This window comes from Nonomuraea endophytica (assembly GCF_014203235.1).
Classification (GTDB): Bacteria; Actinomycetota; Actinomycetes; order Streptosporangiales; family Streptosporangiaceae; genus Nonomuraea; species Nonomuraea endophytica.
The window spans coordinates 614,629-631,395 of the sequence record NZ_JACHIN010000005.1; the positions used below are offsets into that span (position 1 = coordinate 614,629).

Here is a 16,767-nt window from a genome sequence, read left to right on the forward strand (position 1 = left end):
CTACCGAGAATAGAACTCCACCACGAGCTGCTCCTCGACGGGGATGGCGATCTGCTCGCGCTGCGGCTTGCTCACCAGCGTGAAGCGCAGGTCGGACAGCTCGACGGAGAGGTATCCGGCGGGGCGGTCGTCGGCGTAGACGCCCTCGGCCGCGGCCACGAACGGCTGCATCGTGCGCGACTTCTGGCGCACGGCGATGACCTGGCCGGGCTTGACGAGGTAGCTCGGGATGTCGACCTTGCGGCCGTCCACGGTGATGTGGCCGTGGTTGACGTACTGGCGGGCGGCGTAGATCGACGGAGCGAGCCCGGCTCGCAGCACGAGGGAGGCCAGGCGGGTCTCCAGCAGGGTCACCAGCTCGGCGCCCGAAGCGCCTTCCTTGCGTACCGCGAGGTCCCAGTAGCGGCGCAGCTGGCGCTCGGAGACGTCGTAGTACCAGCGCAGCTTCTGCTTCTCCATGAGCCGCATGCCGTAGTCGCCGGTGTTGCGGCGGCTGGTCTTCCTGCCGTGCTCTCCGGGCGGGTACGGCCGCGCCTCGAAGTACCGCACGGCTTTCCTGGTCAGAGGGACGCCTGCCCGTCGGGACAGCCGCACCTTCGGCCCGGTGTAGCGCATGTTCACCTCAATGTGGTTAGGTAATACTTACTTAGGCAAGGCTAACCTACTACAGCGTGTGAACTCAAGGAGACCTGCATGCCGCCGATCGCGGAACGCATCCGCACCCTCGCCTCCGGAGCCGGCGTCGCCAGGCTCACCCTCGACGGCGTCCCCTTCCCCGCCCGCGGCGGCGTGGACGAACGGGGCCGTCCCGTGCTGCTGGTCAAGCCGGGCGAGCGCCTGCACGGCCTGGAGGGCGACGCGGTCATCGCGGTCAACCTCACCGCCACCCGGCTGCTGGGCGCCGTCGAGCATCCCCGGGGTCTGGTCGAGGTTCAGGGGTGGGTGCTGGCCGTACCGGAGGAGGACGCCCGCGCCGCCGCCGTCGCGGTCGCCGCGGCGTGCGCCGACGAGGACCTGTTCGAGGCGATCGAGCGGTACGGCGAGCCCGGCGCTCCCCAGCTCATGAGAATGGACGTCGCCCAGGTCGTCTACCTGACCGGCCAGGACTCCGGCGTGCTCGACGCCGACGAGTACCTGGATGCCGAGCCCGACCCGCTGGCCGAGACCGCCGAGCGGGTGCTCGCCCACCTGAACGAGTCGCACCGCGCACAGCTCCAGGGCGCCGTGGCCGCGCACCTGGGCACCCCGGTCGGCGAGGCGTGGTTGTGGGAGCTGGACCGCTACGGCGCGACCGTGCGCGTGGACGACACGCTGGTGCGCTTCCCCTGGCCCGTGCCCGCCCGCACCGGCACCTGCCTGGAGACCGCCCTGAGAGGGCTGATCTGCGCCTGCTGATGATATGAAGTGCTGAAGCGCACATGATCGGGAGGCCACCTTGGACGCCTACACCCCCACCCCCGACGACCGCTTCACCTTCGGTCTGTGGACCGTGGGCTGGCCGGCCCGCGACCCGTTCGGCGACGCCACACGGGCGCCGCTCGACCCGGTGGAGAGCCTGCACCGCCTGGCCGAGCTCGGCGCCTACGGCGTGACCTTCCACGACGACGACCTGCTGGCCGTCGAGCCGGACCGCGACCGGGCCGTGGCCGCGTTCACCAAGGCGCTGGCCGAGACCGGGCTCAAGGTGCCCATGGCCACGACGAACCTGTTCACCCACCCGGTCTTCAAGGACGGCGCGTTCACCAGCAACGACCGCGACATCCGCCGCTACGCGCTGCGCAAGGTCCGGCGCAACCTCGACCTGGCCGCCTCGCTCGGCGCCGGCGTGTACGTCTGCTGGGGCGGGCGCGAGGGCTCGGAGTCCGACGCGGCCAAGGACGTCCGCTCGGCGCTGGCACGCTACAAGGAGGCGCTCGACCTGCTCTGCGCGTACGTGGTCGAGCAGGGCTACGATCTGCGCTTCGCCATCGAGCCCAAGCCGAACGAGCCGCGTGGCGACATCCTGCTGCCGACGATCGGGCACGCGCTGGCGTTCATCGGCGAGCTGGAGCGCCCGGAGATGGTCGGGCTCAACCCCGAGGTCGGCCACGAGCAGATGGCCGGGCTCAACTTCGCCCACGGCATCGCGCAGGCCCTCTGGCACGGCAAGCTCTTCCACATCGACCTCAACGGCCAGCACGGCCCCCGCTACGACCAGGACCTGGTCTTCGGCCACGGCGACGTCAAGAACGCCTTCTTCCTGGTGGACCTGCTGGAGCACGGCGGCTACACCGGGCCCCGGCACTTCGACTACAAGCCCGCGCGCACCGAGGACGCCGAGGACGTCTGGGTCTCGGCCGCGGCCAACATGCGCACGTACCTGATCCTGCGCGAGAAGGCGCGCCGCTACCGCGCCGACCCCGAGGTGCTGGAGGCGCTGCGCGACGCCCGGGTCGAGCAGCTCGCCGAGCCGACGCTGGCGCCCGGCGAGACGCTGGCCACGCTGGAGGATCCCGGCTTCGACCTCGACGGCGCCGCGGCGCGCGGGCTGCACGCCTCGCGCCTCGGCCAGCTCGCGCTGGAGCATCTGCTCGGGGTGCGCTGATGCCGCTCGTGGCGGGGGTGGACTCCTCCACGCAAAGCTGCAAGGTGGTGGTTCTCGACGCCTCCTCCGGCCAGGTGGTACGGCAGGGCCGGGCCGCTCATCCGGAGGGGACCTCGGTGGATCCGGCGGCCTGGTGGGAGGCGTTGACCCGGGCCGTCCACGAGGCGGGCGGGCTTGACGATGTGGCCGCCATCGGGGTGGCCGGGCAGCAGCATGGGATGGTCTGCCTGGACGAGTCCGGAAATGTCGTGCGGGACGCGTTGTTGTGGAACGACACCCGCTCGGCCGGTGCCGCCCGCGATCTGGTCGGCGAGCTGGGCGGGGGCGCGGCGTGGGCGACCGCGGTGGGGAGCGTGCCGCTGGCCTCGTTCACCGTTTCCAAGGTGCGGTGGCTGGCCGAGCACGAGCCGGACCACGCCCGGCGGACGGCCGCGGTGTGCCTGCCGCACGACTGGCTGACCTGGCGGTTACTGGGCCGGTCGTCCCCTGCCGGTTTGCCGCTGGAGCGGCTCACCACCGATCGGGGGGACGCGTCCGGCACCGGGTACTGGTCGCCGTTCACCGAGTCGTACCGGTATGACCTGCTGGAGCTGGCCATGGGGAGCCGCCCGGCGGTGCCCCGGGTGCTGGGACCGGCCGAGGCGGCCGGGGAGGCGGGCGGGCTGCTGGTCGCGGCGGGGACCGGTGACAACATGGCCGCGGCCCTCGGGCTCGGGCTGCGCCCCGGTGACGTGGTCGTGTCGATCGGCACCTCGGGGACCGCGTTCGCCGTCGCCGACCGGCCCGGCGCGGACCCGGGCGGGTTGGTGGCCGGGTTCGCCGACGCCACGGGGCGTTTCCTGCCGCTGGTGTGCACGCTCAACGCCGCCCGGGTGCTGGAGGCCGCCGCCGCCATGCTCGGGACCGACCTCGCGCGCCTGGACTCGCTGGCCCTGTCCGCTCCGGGTGGGGCTGATGGGCTGGTGCTCGTGCCGTACCTGGAGGGTGAGCGCACCCCGAATCTCCCCGACGCCACCGGCTCCCTGCACGGACTCACCCTGCGCACCGCCACGCCCGGACACCTGGCCAGGGCGACGGTCGAGGGCCTGCTCTGCCACCTGGCCGACGCGCTGGAGGCGCTGCCGGTCAAGGGCGAACGTGTCCTGCTGATCGGCGGCGGGGCGGGTTCCCGTGCGGTGCGGGAGATCGCTCCGGCGGTGTTCGGCCGTCCGGTGGCGGTTCCGGCGCCGCAGGAGTACGTGGCCCGGGGGGCCGCCCGCCAGGCCGCCTGGGCGTTGTCCGGAGCCTCCGAGCCACCGGACTGGCCCACCCCGGGAACCACCGAGCACGAGGCGGCCCCCGAACCGGCGGTCCGCGACCGCTACCGGCAGGTCCTCGGCCTCTAGGCGGGCTTCGGGAGGCATGGGGTACGGCAGGCGTCACGGCTGACCGCCTGCCGTACCTCGTGGAGCTTCTCACGCCCCACCCGCCCGCCGCACCCCCTGTCCACGCACGGCGACAGGGAAGGTGACGGAGCGGTATGGGCTGGTGGGCGCACGGGCCGGACCTGTCCGCACCACGCCCGGCCCGCGCGGATCTATCAGAATGCCAGCCCTCGATCACGGCCCGCTGTGAGCCTTGTGTGTGCATTCGCCCCGCGAGTGACTACCATCGGCGGCTGTGAACGAGACGCGTCCTCGCGCGAGCCGGGCCCTGATGATCGCCGGAGTACTCCTAGGGGTGCTCCTGCTGGCGACGGCGGCCATCCTCTCCAGGGGCGCGCTCGGCGGAGCCTCACTGAACGCCGTGGGCTGGCCGGGCTCCCCCGGCCATCCCGGCGACCCCGGGCAGAAGACCGCCCGCGTGGAGGCCACCCCCTCGTCCACGCCCCGCCCCTCCCGCACACACCCCGCCCCGGCCACCTCCCAGCCCCACACCCGGCACGCGACGCCGGTAGCCGGCCATCCCCCGACCCGCACCCCCATGCCGGCCCGCGAATCCCGCCGCCCCACGCTGGTGGCCCCGAGCCCGGCCAACACCGGCGCGAACTCCCCCGCCGACGTCACCCCCATCGGCCCCAGCGCCCAGACCACCGCCGCCCCACCCCCGGCCACCCTCCCTCCCGCGGACCACCACCCATCCGCCACCCCAACCCCCAGCAAGACCAAACCCACCAAGCCCAAGCCCACCAAGACCCGCACCCCGGGCAAGAAACCCGGCAACCAGCCCCACAACCGCTAGCCACCCCAACAGGCGTGGGTCCGGGGCGGGGTCGCGGGTGAGGGGTGGCTCTGGGATGATGGCGGGCACTATGCCTGCCTCCCTGCCGTTCCGCCTGGTGCGCGCCGTGGCGTTCGCCGCGGTGTGCGCGGGGCTGGGCATGGGCGCACACGTCGTGGCCGGCGCCACCGTGGCGCTGCCCGGTGCGGTGGCGGCCATCGCGTTGTCGCTGCTGGCGGCGTTGCCGCTGACCGGGCGGGAACGTTCGGCCGGTGGGATCCTGGCGCTGCTGGTCGTGCTGCAGGCCGTGCTGCACGTGATGTTCTCGATGCTGCACGGCGCGGCGCCGGTGGCCGTCCAGGGCGGGCACGCGCACTCCGGGCTGGTGCCGGGGCTGGGCATGCTCGTGATGCACGGGTGGGCGATCGTGCTGACGGCGCTGTGGCTGTCGCGGGGCGAGGCCGCGCTGTGGGGCCTGTTCCGCCGGGTGCTGGTCCGGCTCGGCCTGCTTCCCGCCGTCCCCGTGACGCGAGACCCCGCCCCTCCCGTACGGCACGCGGAGCCACCCACTCCCCGCTCCGCCCTCCTCGAACACACCCTCTCAGGCCGGGGCCCGCCTCTCTTCCTCCCCGCCTGACCCTCCCGGACCTCTGGTCCGGAGCCCCCGCCCTCTGGCGCCTCCCCCGCACGCATCCTGCTGCCGGGGCTCAGCTGACGTTGCCCAAACCCGGCAACAGCGGTGACCAGGCTGCCCGGCTTGCCCGGCAGACAGGCAGGCCGCAGGCGCGCCTGTCGTGGGTGTTTATTGCCGAAATTTCTGGACTTCTGGAAGAGAGACCTCATCATGCGTATTCGTCATGCCCTCCTGGCTGTCGTGGCCACCGCCGCGCTGGCCGCCTGTGGTGGACAGCAGAGCACCTCCGCCGCCCCCGCCAACGACGCGCCCACCGGCACCGCCTCCGGAGCGCCCACGGCTGCGGCGACCGCTCCCGCCGGGGAGGCCGCGCCCGGCACCACGGGCCCGCTGACCATCGCCGACCCCTGGATCAAGACCACGAAGAGCGGCATGACCGCCGCCTTCGGCACCATCGCCAACCCCTCCGCCGCCCCGATCACGATCGTCTCCGCCACCTCCACCGGCGCGCCCACGGTGGAGCTTCACGAGACGGTCGGCGAGGGCACTCAGATGACCATGCGGCCCAAGGAGGGCGGCTTCACGATCCCGGCGGGCGGGAAGCTGGAGCTCAAGCCCGGCGGTGACCACATCATGCTGATGGACGTCACCACCCCGGTGAAGCCGGGCTCGGAGGTGGGTTTCACGCTGAAGTTCAAGGACGGCGGCACGATGGAGTTCAAGGCCGTGGGCAAGGACTTCGCCGGCGCCAACGAGAAGTACCAGCCCGGCCATGAGTGACGGCGAGCGTCCGTCCGGGATCTCCCGCCGCCGCCTGCTCGCCGGTGGCGCCGCGGCGGCGGGCGGCCTGGTCGCGACCGGTACTCTCACCGCCGGTCTCCCCACCGACGCCCAAGCCGCCGGCTCAGGCCCCTCGGATCAGACTGTGGCTGAGCGAACAGGAGCAGGGCAGGGCGTTACCGGTCAGGCCGCCGCTGAGCCGAGCTCGGCTACGGGGCCGGCCACCGCCCCGCCCGGGCAGTGCGTCTACGGCGACGGTGCGGCCGTGGAGCCGTTTCATGGGGTACGGCAGGCGGGTGTCGCCACCGCGCCCCAGGCCCACGCCGCCTTCGTCGGGCTCGATCTGCGCGAGGACGTCGGCAGGGAGGCGCTCGGCAGGCTGATGCGGCTGCTCACCGATGACGCCCGGCGGCTCACCCAGGGCCGCGGCGCGCTGGCCGACACCGAGCCCGAACTGGCGGCGCTGCCCGCGCGGCTGACGGTGACGTTCGGGTTCGGGCCGGGGCTGTTCCGGGCGGCGAAGGTCAAGGGCGGGCCTGAGCAGTTGCCGAGGTTCCCGGTGGACCGGCTGGAGGATCGGTGGTCGGGGGGCGATCTGCTGCTGCAGATCTGCTGCGACGACCCGGTCACGCTGGCCCACGCGCTGCGCATGATCGTGAAGGACACCGCGTCGTTCACGAAGGTCAGGTGGGTGCAGCGCGGGTTCCGGCAGGCGGTGCAGCGGCCGGGGCTGACCCAGCGCAACCTCATGGGGCAGCTCGACGGCACGGTCAACCCCAAGCCGGGGACGCCGGAGTTCGAGCGGGCCGTGTGGATCGCGGACGGGCCGCTGGCCGGTGGCACCATGCTGGTCCTGCGGCGGATCCGGATGCTCATGGACTCCTGGGACGCCGCCGACCGGGTGGCCAAGGAGTTCACGGTGGGGCGGCGGCTGGACAACGGCGCCCCGCTGAGCGGCCGGGCCGAGCACGACGAGGCCGACTTCGCCAAGCTCAACGCGATCGGCTTCCCGGTGATCTCGGAGTACGCGCACATCCGGCGGGCCCACACCCAGGATCCCGGGCTGCGGATGTTCCGCCGCGTGTACAACTACGACGACGGGGACACCGGGCTGCTCTTCGCCTCCTACCAGGCGGACGTGGCCCGGCAGTTCACCCCGGTGCAGCGCCGCCTGGCCAAGGCGGATCTGCTCAACGAGTGGACGACGCCGATCGGCTCGGCGGTCTTCTACATCCCGCCGGGCTGCGAGGAGTCCGGCTGGGTGGGCCAGAGCCTGCTGACCTGACGCCGCCCTGACGCACGGGAACAAGGCCGACGCGCAGGAAAGGCGCAAGACCGCCGCGCAGGAACGGCGCGCAGGGTCGGAGGATAGGGCGACTCCCCGCGAGGACCGGGGAGGAGCCCTATTCTTCCGGCATGGAGATCTGGATCAATCCCGCCTGCTCGAAGTGCCGGTCGGCGATCTCCCTGCTGGACGCCGAGCAGGCCGATTACACCGTCCGCCGCTACCTGGACGACCCGCCCACCGAGGCGGAGATCCGCGAGGTGCTCGCCCGTCTCGGCCTGGAGCCCTGGGACATCACCCGCACCGGCGAGGACGCCGCCAAGGAGCTGACCTCCTGGCCCCGCGATCCGGCCAATCGCGACCGGTGGATCCGGGCGCTGGCCGAGCACCCGATCCTCATCCAGCGCCCCATCATCACCGCCGACGACGGCCACGCGGTGATCGGCCGCACGGAGGAGGCGGTCCGCTCCGTGCTCAGGTCCTGACGATCACCGCCGTACCGCCGAAGCTACTGGATCGGCACCTGCAGCTCACGGAACCCGGCGATCTTGACGCTCAGCGCCGAGGCGGAGTCCGGCAGCGCGAACAGCCCCCAGAACTCCCTCTTCTGCCCGGGCCCGAACTTCTCGGTGCTCAGCCGGACCCCGGAGACGTCGGTGCAGGCGCAGTACGACCCGGCCTCGTCCCCGGTCGGCACCTGGAGGCGTCCGGGCAGGTATCGGCGGCGGTTCGCCTGGTCGGTCAGGACGACGGCGCTGGCGGCCTGGTACTTGTACGACTGCCAGTCCTGGCCGTTGTGCAGGTCGTTGAACCACGCCTCGGCCGTGCCCTCGTTGGCGACGGTGTAGGTGAGCAGGCCGAGCCCGCCCGGCAGCCGGCGCAGGCCGGTGATCTCCATGGCGATGGGCTGGCCGTCGGCCTTGGCGCTGCCCGTCAGGTCGGCGTCGGGGCCCACGGTGGAGACGACGTCCTCGGAGGGTGACGGCTGGGCCGACGCGGGTTCCGGCTTGGCGAAGGTGACCGTGACGCGCCGGTTGCGGCGTTTGCCCTCGTCGGTGTCGTTGCTGTAGAGCGGGCGGCGGGAGCCGTACCCCTTGGTCTGGAAGGCGACGCCGTCGCGCGACAGCAGCGGCGCGATGGCGGCCCGCACGGCCTGGGCGCGGCGCGCGGACAGCGGGTCGTTGATGGCGTCGGTGCCGGAGGAGTCGGCGTGGCCCTCGACCTTGACCTGGGTGGAGGGCGAGGCGTCGATGAGCTTGGCGGTACGCGCCAGCACGGCCTTGGCACGCGGCGTCAGCACCGCCTTGTCCACGGCGAACAGGACGTCGGCCGACAGGTTCACCTGGAGGTCCTTGCCGTCGTCGGAGGTCTCCTCGGTCCGGTCGGCGGACTCCGACGGCAGCACGATGCGGCGGGTGACCGGGGTGACGGGCTCGGCGTCCGGGTCGGGGAAGTCGCCCTGCGGCGGTTCGTCGCTGATGGGGACGTTGAGCATGGGCGCGGCGACCGGGGTCACGACGGTCGCGGTCTCCGGGTTGCCGCTGGGGGCGGGCAGGACGGCGTAGACGGTGATGGAGGCGCCCGGGTCGATGAAGTAGCCGACGCCGTCGCGCTTCTGGTCGGTGCAGAGGCAGGGGCTGCTCTCCGGCTTGTACGGCAGGATCCAGGTGCGGGCGCGCTCGTCGAGCACGCCGATGCCGGAGGCCCACTTGATCTCACCGAGCTTGCGGGTGTGGTCGCCCATCTGGCCGGTCCAGGGCAGGTCCTTGCCGTCGCCGGTGTTGGTGAGGCGGATCTGGACCACCAGGTGCTTGCCCTTGACCCGGTTGAGGCCGACGACCTCGAGCTTGAGGTCGGGGGTCATGGTGCTGCGGGTCTCCGCCAGGGCTGGGCGGTCGTCCTGCGTGGCGGTGGGGGTGGCCGCGGGCGTCGTCGCCGCCGGGGTGGTGGGGGCGGCGGGGGCCGTCGTGGCTGGTGCGGCCTGCCGCTGCTGGGGCAGCATTCCGCAGCCGGTGGCGGCCAGCGTCATGACGGCGGCCAGGGCCAGGATCCGGTTAGACATGGCGGAGATTGTGCCATGACCGAAACGCCCGACCACTTTTAACTCAGGGCGTCGTCCACGGCGTCCGGCGACAGGACGTGGTCCAGGACCATCACCGCGCAGCCGGTGATGCCCGCCCCCGCGCCCATCCTGCTCGCCTCGATCCGCAGCGTGCGGGTGGCGAGGGCGGTGGAGCGGCGGTAGACGACCTCGCGGATGCTGGACACCAGCGGGCCGAACGTCTCGGCCACGTCGCCGCCGAGCACGACCACCGACGGATTGAGGATGTTGACCGCGGAGGCCAGCACCTCGCCGATGCGCCGGCCCGCCTCGCGTACCGTCGCCATCGTCTGGGCGTCGCCGGCCCGCACGAGCGCGGTGACGTCCTCGATGGTCTTGACGTCCTTGCCCGCGGCGCGCAGGTCGCGCAGCAGCGCGGTGCCGCTGGCCACCGAGTCGACGCAGTCGATGTTGCCGCACCGGCACAGCACGCCGCCGCCGTCGCGTACCGGGATGTGGCCGATCTCCCCGGCCGCGCCGAGCGCGCCGCGCAGGATCTCGCCGCCGGAGATGATCCCGGCGCCGATCCGGGTGGAGATCTTCACGAACATGAGGTCGGTGACGTTCGCGTGGGCGCCGCGGTGCTCGCCGATGGCCAGGACGTTCACGTCGTTGTCGACCAGCACGGGCACGTCGAAGCGGGCCCTGATCAGCGGCGGGATGACCACGCCCGTCCAGGAGGCCATCACCCGGGCGCTCTCGGTGCGCCCCTGGGCGAACTCGACGGTCGCCGGCACGCCCATGCCCACGCCGCGCACCCGTGAGCGCGGGGTGTCGCCGAGTAGTTCGTCCCAGGTGTCCATGAGCAGCGGCAGCACGACGTCGGGGCCCTGCTCGACGTCGATGTGGAAGCGCCGCGCGGCCAGTTCCGCGCCGGACAGGTCACACACCGCCACCCGGGTACGGCTGGCGCCGAGCGCGGCCACCAGCACCACGCCGCCTCCGGCGTTGAACTCCAGCCTGACCGGCGGCCGCCCGCCGGTGGATGGGGCGTCGGTGCGCTCCACCACGAGGCCGCGCTCGATCAGCTCGCCCACCCGCAGTTGCACGGCAGGCCGGGACAGGCCCGTGACCCGGCCGAGGTCCGCTCGCGTCACGGCCTCTCCGGTGCGGATGAGCCGCAAGAACTCGCCACTGGTGGCGAGGGGCGCGGCGGTACGTCGAGGCATCGACTTAGTGAACCACACCTGCTTAAGTCATGAACAGTCCCGACTTTCTTATCTCAAATAGCAAAACTCGGGTTGTGCAAGACCCAAACTCTGGCTAATGTCCGTTCTGTCCTTGCTTGGCTGATCATCGGAGCTCGTGTCGTGTCCCCCCTCTCGTCTCCCGCCGCCGTCCACGCCGCCGATCTCGTCGTCTTCGGCGGTACCGGCGACCTGTCCATGCGCAAGCTGATCCCGGCGCTGTACCACAGCGACAGGGACGGCCGCCTGGCGCCAGAGACCCGCGTCATCGCCATGTCACGGGGCGGGCTCACCGACGCCGACTTCCGCGGGAAGGTCGACGCCGAGGTACGCGACCAGGTCCCCGTCGACGACCCGGCCGTCTGGCAGCGCTTCCTCGGCCGCCTGCACCACGTGTCGGTGGACGTCGGCGGCCCCTCTGGCAACCCGGACAAGTCCGGCTGGGCCGAGCTGTCCAAGCAGCTCGCCGGGCACGAGCAGCGCGACCGCGTCTTCTACCTGGCCAGCCCGCCGATGACGTTCGGCCCGTTCTGCCGCGAACTGCACGAGGCCGGCCTGGTCACCCCGCAGTCGCGGGTGGTGCTGGAGAAGCCGCTCGGCCGCGACCTGCCCAGCGCCCAGCGCATCAACGACGAAGTCGGCGCGATCTTCGACGAGCGCCAGATCTTCCGCATCGACCACTACCTCGGCAAGGAGACCGTGCAGAACCTGCTCGTGCTCCGCTTCGCCAACGCCTTCCTCGAGCCGATCTGGAACTCCCTCTGGATCGACCACGTGCAGATCACCGTCGCCGAGACCGTCGGCACGCCCGGCCGCCGCGGCTACTACGACCAGGCCGGCGCGCTGCGCGACATGGTCCAGAACCACCTGCTGCAACTGCTCACGCTCACCGCGATGGAGCCCCCGGCGCGCAACGACCGCGAGGCCATCCGCGACGAGAAGGTGAAGGTGCTGCAGGCGCTGCGCCCCATCCAGGAGGGCAGCGAGGTCGACCGCTTCACCGTCCGCGGCCAGTACACCGGCGCGTCCAATGCGCCCGAGTCCGGCGCGGCGGGACCGATGGTCGGCTACCTCGACGAGCCCGCCTCCACCCCGCCCACCGAGGACTCCAAGCGGGTCGAGACGTTCACCGCCATCCGCGCCGAGATCAAGAACTGGCGCTGGGCGGGCGTGCCGTTCTACCTGCGCACCGGCAAGCGCATGCCGCGCCGCGTCTCGGAGATCGTGGTGCAGTTCAAGGACGTGCCGCACTCCATCTACCCCGGCGGCTCGCCCAACCGCCTGGTGCTGCGCCTGCAGCCGGAAGAGGGCATCGAGCTGCACATCATGGCCAAGGAGCCGGGCGCGGGCGAGACCACGCTCAAGCCGGTGCCGCTGTCGCTCAGCTTCGGCGAGACCTTCACCGCCCGCGTCCCCGAGGCCTACGAGCGGCTCCTGACCGACGTGCTGGCCGGCAACCCGACGCTGTTCATGCGCCGCGACGAGGTCGAGGCCGCCTGGCGCTGGATCGACCCGATCCTGGCCGCCTGGGAGTCCTCTCCCGAACCGCCCGAGCCCTACCCCGCCGGCACCGCCGGCCCCGCGGGCGCCCACGAACTGCTCGGCCGCAGCGGCCGGGCCTGGCACGAGGAGGCGTGATGACCAACCGGGAGATCCAGGAGATCACTGACCGGATCGCCGAGCGCAGCGCCGCCAGCCGTACCGCCTATCTGGCGCGCGTCCGCCGCGACGGCGAGGCCGCCCGCGCGAACGGCCCCGCCCGCGCGCACCTCGGCTGCGCGAACCTCGCGCACGGCTTCGCGGCCGCCCCCGCCGAGGACAAGCCCCTCCTCCGCGGTACGGCCAAGCCCGGCATCGCCATCGTCACCAGCTACAACGACATGCTCAGCGCCCACCAGCCGTACGAGACCTACCCGCCGGAGCTGAAGAGGGCCGTGCGCGCGGCCGGCGGCGTGGCGCAGGTCGCGGGCGGCGTGCCGGCCATGTGCGACGGCATCACCCAGGGCCGCGCCGGCATGGAGCTGTCGCTCTACAGCCGCGACGTGATCGCCATGTCCACGGCCATCGCGCTGTCGCACGACATGTTCGACGCGTCGCTGCTGCTGGGCGTCTGCGACAAGATCGTGCCGGGCCTGTTCATCGGCGCGCTGCACTTCGGGCACCTGCCGGCGATCTTCGTCCCGGCCGGCCCGATGGGCTCCGGGCTGCCGAACAAGGTCAAGGCGCGCACCCGGCAGCTGTTCGCCGAGGGCAAGGTCGGCCGCACGGAGCTGCTGGAGGCCGAGTCGGCGTCCTACCACTCCCCCGGCACCTGCACCTTCTACGGCACCGCCAACTCCAACCAGGCGCTCATGGAGGTCATGGGCCTGCACCTGCCCGGCTCCACGTTCGTCAACCCGCACACCGAGCTGCGCCACGCCCTGACCGAGGCGGCCGGGCGGCGGGCCGTGGAGATCACCGCGCACGGCTCCGAGTACACCCCGATCGGCGAGCTCGTCGACGAGAAGTCGATCGTCAACGCCTGCGTGGCGCTGCTGGCCACCGGCGGGTCCACCAACCACACGCTGCACCTGGTGGCCATGGCCGCCGCCGCGGGCATCGTGCTGACCTGGGACGACCTGGCCTGCCTGTCGAAGGTCGTGCCGTCGCTGACCAAGATCTACCCCAACGGCCAGGCGGATGTGAACCACTTCCGCGACGCCGGCGGCATGCAGGTGCTCATCGGGGACCTGCTCGACCACGGGCTGCTGCACGGCGACGTGCTGACCGTGGCCGGGCGCGGGCTCGACCACTACCGCTCGGCCCCGTCGCTGAAGGACGGCGTGCTGGTCTGGGAGGAGCGCACCGAGGGCAGCTCCGACCTGGGCGTGCTGGCGCCGGTGTCGGCGCCGTTCTCGGCCGACGGCGGGATCCACATGGTCGAGGGCAACCTCGGCTGCGCCGTCAGCAAGGTGTCGGCGGTCAAGCCCGAGCACCTGGTCATCGAGGCGCCGGCCAAGGTCTTCGACGACCAGCTCGAACTGCTGGCCGCCTTCGAGGCCGGCGCGCTGGACGGGCAGGACTTCGTGGCGGTCATCCGCTACCAGGGGCCCTCGGCCAACGGCATGCCCGAGCTGCACAAGCTGACGCCGCCGCTGGCCGTACTGCTCGATCGGGGGCAGAACGTGGCGATCGTCACCGACGGCCGGATGTCCGGCGCGTCGGGGAAGGTTCCGGCGGCCATCCACCTGTCGCCTGAGGCCGCCGACGGCGGCGCCATCGCGCTCGTGCGCGAGGGGGACGTCATCCGGCTCGACTCCACCGCCGGGACCCTGGAGGTGCTGGCGGACCTGTCGGGACGCGAGCCGCAGGGGCGGGCGCTCAGCGACGCCGAGTGGGTGGGGACGGGACGTGAGCTGTTCGCCGCCTTCCGGCGGATGGCCGGGCCGGCCGAGTACGGGGCGGGCGTCTTCGGCGTGAGCGGGGCCGAGCAGCCCGAGCACGGGCCCGGCCTGGGCTTCGCCGCGCCGGCCGGGGCCGCGCACGCGGAGGCCACGCCGTCCCGGCTGAAGGTCATGGAAGAGCACGCCCGTCACGCCGCGGAGCACGCCGGTGGCTGAGCTGCCGTGGCTGGTCGCCGACGTCGGCGGCACCAATGCCAGGTTCGGGCTGGTCACCGCGCCGGGCGAGGCTCCCTCGCAGGTCGCGGTGCTGGCCGGAGCCGATCACGCGAGCCTTCCGGATGCCGTAGCCGCCTATCTCGCGGACCACGCGGGCGGAGTGCGGCCGGGGGCGGCGTGCGTGGCGGTCGCGGGGCCGATCGGCGGTGACTCCTACCAGCTGACGAACCTGCCCTGGTCGGGGTCGGTCGGCGACCTCGGCGTGCCGTACGCGGTGCTGCTCAACGACTTCGAGGCCCTGGCCGTGTCGCTGCCCCACCTGGGCGCGGACGACCTGGTCGGGCTCGGCGGGCCGGTGCCCGGCGACGGGATCAAGGCGGTGCTCGGGCCGGGGACCGGGCTCGGGGTGGCCGGGCTGGTGCCCGGCGACCACGGCTGGATCCCGGTGCCGGGCGAGGGCGGCCACGTCAGCGTCCCGGTGCACGACGAGCGCGAGCAGGAGATCGTCGCCGCGCTGCGCGAGCAGGGGCTGCGGCACGTCGAGGCCGAGCACGTGCTGTCGGGTCCCGGGCTGGCGCGCCTGTACCGGGCGCTGGCGCTGGTCAACGGCGCCGCCCCCGAGGACGGGATGACCGCCTCGGAGATCGTCGCCCGTGCCGGTGACCCGCTGTGCGCCGAGACCGTGGACGTCTTCTGCGCCATGCTCGGCACGTTCGCCGGGAACGTCGCGCTCACCCTGGGCGCCAGGGGAGGCGTCTACATCGGCGGCGGAGTGCTCCCCCGTATCGTGGACCGCGTGCGAGCCAGCGCCTTCCGCCGGCGGTTCGCCGCCAGTCCCAGCATGTCCGGGTACCTGTCGTCGATCGCCACCACGCTGATCGTCGCGCCGCAGCCGGCGCTGACGGGGGCGGCGGCCTGGCTGACCCAGCAGCTTTCGAGGAGAAGTGTCTATGAGCCTGCTTGATCTCGCCCCTGTCGTGCCCGTCGTGGTGATCGACGACGTGGAGACGGCCGTCCCGCTCGCGCGGGCGCTCGTCGCGGGCGGGCTTCCGGTCATCGAGGTGACCTTGCGTACGGCCGCCGCCCTGGAGTCGATCGCGCGCATCGCGGCGGAGGTTCCCGGTGCGGTGATCGGCGCCGGGACCATCCGGTCGGCGGCCGACATCGCGGCGGCCGTGGGGGCCGGGTCGAAGTTCCTGGTCTCGCCCGGAACGACGCCGGCGCTGGCCGAGGCACTGCTGGGGTCCGGCGTGCCGTTCCTGCCGGGGGCGGCGACCGCTTCCGAGGTCATGGCGCTGGCGGAGCGGGGCCTCAAGGAGCTCAAGTTCTTCCCGGCCGAGGCGGCGGGCGGCCTGCCGTACCTGAAGAGCCTGGCGGGGCCGCTACCGGACGTGCGGTTCTGCCCGACCGGCGGGATCAAGCCGGCCACCGCTCCCGACTACCTGGCGCTCCCGAACGTGGGCTGCGTGGGCGGCACGTGGCTCACCCCCGCCGACGCCCTGGCCACGGGAGACTGGGCCAGGGTGGAGAAGCTCGCGGCTGAAGCGGCCGCGCTGCGTCCCTGAAAGGTCAGCCGAGGCGGGCCAGGGCGGCGGAGATGGCCTGGGCGGCGCCTCTGACGGAGATGCCGAGGCGGGCCAGGGGCAGGGCGACCGCCGGTCCGGCCACCGAGATCGACATGGCCACCTTGCCCGCCGCGTCGAACACCGGCGCCGCCACACAGGCCACCCCGTCGGCGAACTCCTCCTGCGCGTAGGCGACGCCGTAGTGGCGGACCCGGGCGAGTTCGCGGTCCAGGCCGGTCAGGCTGGTGATCGTGCGGCGGGTCAGGCGTGGCGGGCTGCCCTGGTCGGCGAACGACTGGCGCAGCCCGGAGTCGTAGGCGAGCAGCGTCTTGCCGATGGCCGTGCAGTGCAGCGGCGCCCGGTCCACGCCGTCGGAGGGCGAGGCGACCCGGTTGTGGCCGTAGACCCGCTCGACGTACTCGGCTTCCAGGCCCGACAGCACGGCCAGGTTGACCGTCTGCCGGGTGGTCTCGTACAGATACAGCAGGTACGGCAGGACGGCCCGTCTGGTCCCCGGAATGCGGCCACGGGCGTCGCCGAGCCGGGCGAGCAGGTCGCCGACGAGGTAGTCGGTGCCGGCCCGTTTGGCCAGGGACCGCGAGCACAGGACCGCGAGGATCCGGTGGGCGGTCGATTTGGGCAGGCCGGTGTTCCTGCACAGTTGCGACAGGCTGATCGGCTGCGCCGCGGCGCTGAGCGAGAAGAGGATGTCGATCCCCTTCTCCAGGCTGCCCGGCTGGGCGGCCTCCGGTGCGCGCCGGTGCTGCACGATCGACTTCCCCGGCATGTCCACCATCCTCATCCTCGCCAAGGAGAAGGAAGGGCTTCCCCCG

At 72.7% G+C, this 16,767-nt stretch carries 16 protein-coding genes; 12 read left to right on the forward strand and 4 right to left on the reverse strand.

Going from position 1 to position 16,767, the window contains the following annotated elements; genetic code table 11:
• Nucleotides 1–615, reverse strand: coding sequence for a 30S ribosomal protein S4 (rpsD, locus tag HNR40_RS21565; RefSeq protein ID WP_184964250.1), 615 nt, complete (start codon nt 613–615; stop codon nt 1–3).
• 78 nt (nt 616–693) lie between these two features.
• Between rpsD and HNR40_RS21570 the strand changes: the two genes are divergently transcribed.
• From HNR40_RS21570 to HNR40_RS21605, 8 genes are all read left to right on the forward strand, one after another.
• Complete coding sequence (locus HNR40_RS21570; RefSeq protein WP_184963966.1) at nt 694–1,395, forward strand: DUF2470 domain-containing protein; 702 nt, start codon at nt 694–696, stop codon at nt 1,393–1,395.
• Between the two features lie 40 nt (nt 1,396–1,435).
• A complete protein-coding gene (xylA, locus tag HNR40_RS21575) occupies nt 1,436–2,584 on the forward strand; it encodes a xylose isomerase (RefSeq protein WP_184963968.1) in 1,149 nt (382 codons plus the stop codon).
• Nucleotides 2,584–3,969 (forward strand): xylulokinase, encoded by a 1,386-nt coding sequence (gene xylB / locus HNR40_RS21580; protein ID WP_184963970.1) that lies wholly within the window; start codon nt 2,584–2,586, stop codon nt 3,967–3,969. The genes xylA and xylB overlap by 1 nt, the downstream gene beginning before the upstream one ends.
• 274 nt (nt 3,970–4,243) lie before the next feature.
• Entirely contained in the window at nt 4,244–4,804 is a 561-nt protein-coding gene (locus HNR40_RS21585; RefSeq protein ID WP_184963972.1) for a hypothetical protein, read from the forward strand.
• 70 nt (nt 4,805–4,874) lie between these two features.
• Entirely contained in the window at nt 4,875–5,420 is a 546-nt protein-coding gene (locus tag HNR40_RS21590) for an MFS transporter (RefSeq protein WP_184963974.1), read from the forward strand.
• A gap of 207 nt (nt 5,421–5,627) precedes the next feature.
• Nucleotides 5,628–6,197, forward strand: coding sequence for a copper chaperone PCu(A)C (locus HNR40_RS21595; RefSeq protein WP_184963976.1), 570 nt, complete (start codon nt 5,628–5,630; stop codon nt 6,195–6,197).
• Nucleotides 6,190–7,482, forward strand: a complete 1,293-nt coding sequence (locus HNR40_RS21600; RefSeq protein WP_184963978.1) for a Dyp-type peroxidase — start codon at nt 6,190–6,192, stop codon at nt 7,480–7,482. Before HNR40_RS21595 ends, HNR40_RS21600 begins: the two co-directional genes overlap by 8 nt.
• A 131-nt stretch (nt 7,483–7,613) precedes the next feature.
• On the forward strand, nt 7,614–7,967 hold the full coding sequence (locus tag HNR40_RS21605; protein ID WP_184963980.1) for an arsenate reductase family protein: 354 nt from the start codon (nt 7,614–7,616) through the stop codon (nt 7,965–7,967).
• A 23-nt stretch (nt 7,968–7,990) separates the two neighbouring features.
• On the opposite strand, the gene HNR40_RS21610 is transcribed toward HNR40_RS21605, so the two are convergent.
• Nucleotides 7,991–9,544, reverse strand: coding sequence for an OmpA family protein (locus tag HNR40_RS21610; protein WP_184963982.1), 1,554 nt, complete (start codon nt 9,542–9,544; stop codon nt 7,991–7,993).
• Between the two features lie 38 nt (nt 9,545–9,582).
• Nucleotides 9,583–10,752 (reverse strand): ROK family transcriptional regulator, encoded by a 1,170-nt coding sequence (locus tag HNR40_RS21615; protein WP_184963984.1) that lies wholly within the window; start codon nt 10,750–10,752, stop codon nt 9,583–9,585.
• 141 nt (nt 10,753–10,893) lie between these two features.
• On the opposite strand from HNR40_RS21615, the gene zwf reads away from it, so the two are divergent.
• From zwf to eda, 4 genes are read left to right on the forward strand one after another with little or no spacing between them, the layout of a single operon-like run.
• Nucleotides 10,894–12,408, forward strand: a complete 1,515-nt coding sequence (zwf, locus tag HNR40_RS21620) for a glucose-6-phosphate dehydrogenase (protein ID WP_184963986.1) — start codon at nt 10,894–10,896, stop codon at nt 12,406–12,408.
• On the forward strand, nt 12,408–14,369 hold the full coding sequence (edd, locus tag HNR40_RS21625; protein ID WP_184963988.1) for a phosphogluconate dehydratase: 1,962 nt from the start codon (nt 12,408–12,410) through the stop codon (nt 14,367–14,369). The genes zwf and edd overlap by 1 nt, the downstream gene beginning before the upstream one ends.
• A complete protein-coding gene (glk, locus tag HNR40_RS21630; RefSeq protein WP_184963990.1) occupies nt 14,362–15,333 on the forward strand; it encodes a glucokinase in 972 nt (323 codons plus the stop codon). The genes edd and glk overlap by 8 nt, the downstream gene beginning before the upstream one ends.
• Nucleotides 15,320–15,934 (forward strand): bifunctional 4-hydroxy-2-oxoglutarate aldolase/2-dehydro-3-deoxy-phosphogluconate aldolase, encoded by a 615-nt coding sequence (eda, locus tag HNR40_RS21635; protein ID WP_184963993.1) that lies wholly within the window; start codon nt 15,320–15,322, stop codon nt 15,932–15,934. The genes glk and eda overlap by 14 nt, the downstream gene beginning before the upstream one ends.
• Nucleotides 15,935–15,938: 4 nt before the next feature.
• Here eda and HNR40_RS21640 read toward each other — a convergent pair whose 3' ends face one another.
• Nucleotides 15,939–16,721 (reverse strand): IclR family transcriptional regulator, encoded by a 783-nt coding sequence (locus HNR40_RS21640; protein WP_184963995.1) that lies wholly within the window; start codon nt 16,719–16,721, stop codon nt 15,939–15,941.
• Nucleotides 16,722–16,767 lie beyond the last annotated feature (46 nt).

Coding starts and splice junctions, on each gene's coding strand:
- HNR40_RS21615 (WP_184963984.1), bottom strand. CDS start 10,752: ATGCCTCGACGTACCGCCGCGCCCCTCGCCACCAGTGGCGAGTTCTTG.
- HNR40_RS21595 (WP_184963976.1), top strand. CDS start 5,628: ATGCGTATTCGTCATGCCCTCCTGGCTGTCGTGGCCACCGCCGCGCTG.
- edd (WP_184963988.1), top strand. CDS start 12,408: ATGACCAACCGGGAGATCCAGGAGATCACTGACCGGATCGCCGAGCGC.
- xylB (WP_184963970.1), top strand. CDS start 2,584: ATGCCGCTCGTGGCGGGGGTGGACTCCTCCACGCAAAGCTGCAAGGTG.
- HNR40_RS21570 (WP_184963966.1), top strand. CDS start 694: ATGCCGCCGATCGCGGAACGCATCCGCACCCTCGCCTCCGGAGCCGGC.
- eda (WP_184963993.1), top strand. CDS start 15,320: ATGAGCCTGCTTGATCTCGCCCCTGTCGTGCCCGTCGTGGTGATCGAC.
- rpsD (WP_184964250.1), bottom strand. CDS start 615: ATGCGCTACACCGGGCCGAAGGTGCGGCTGTCCCGACGGGCAGGCGTC.
- HNR40_RS21590 (WP_184963974.1), top strand. CDS start 4,875: ATGCCTGCCTCCCTGCCGTTCCGCCTGGTGCGCGCCGTGGCGTTCGCC.
- HNR40_RS21605 (WP_184963980.1), top strand. CDS start 7,614: ATGGAGATCTGGATCAATCCCGCCTGCTCGAAGTGCCGGTCGGCGATC.
- HNR40_RS21610 (WP_184963982.1), bottom strand. CDS start 9,544: ATGTCTAACCGGATCCTGGCCCTGGCCGCCGTCATGACGCTGGCCGCC.
- HNR40_RS21640 (WP_184963995.1), bottom strand. CDS start 16,721: ATGCCGGGGAAGTCGATCGTGCAGCACCGGCGCGCACCGGAGGCCGCC.
- HNR40_RS21600 (WP_184963978.1), top strand. CDS start 6,190: ATGAGTGACGGCGAGCGTCCGTCCGGGATCTCCCGCCGCCGCCTGCTC.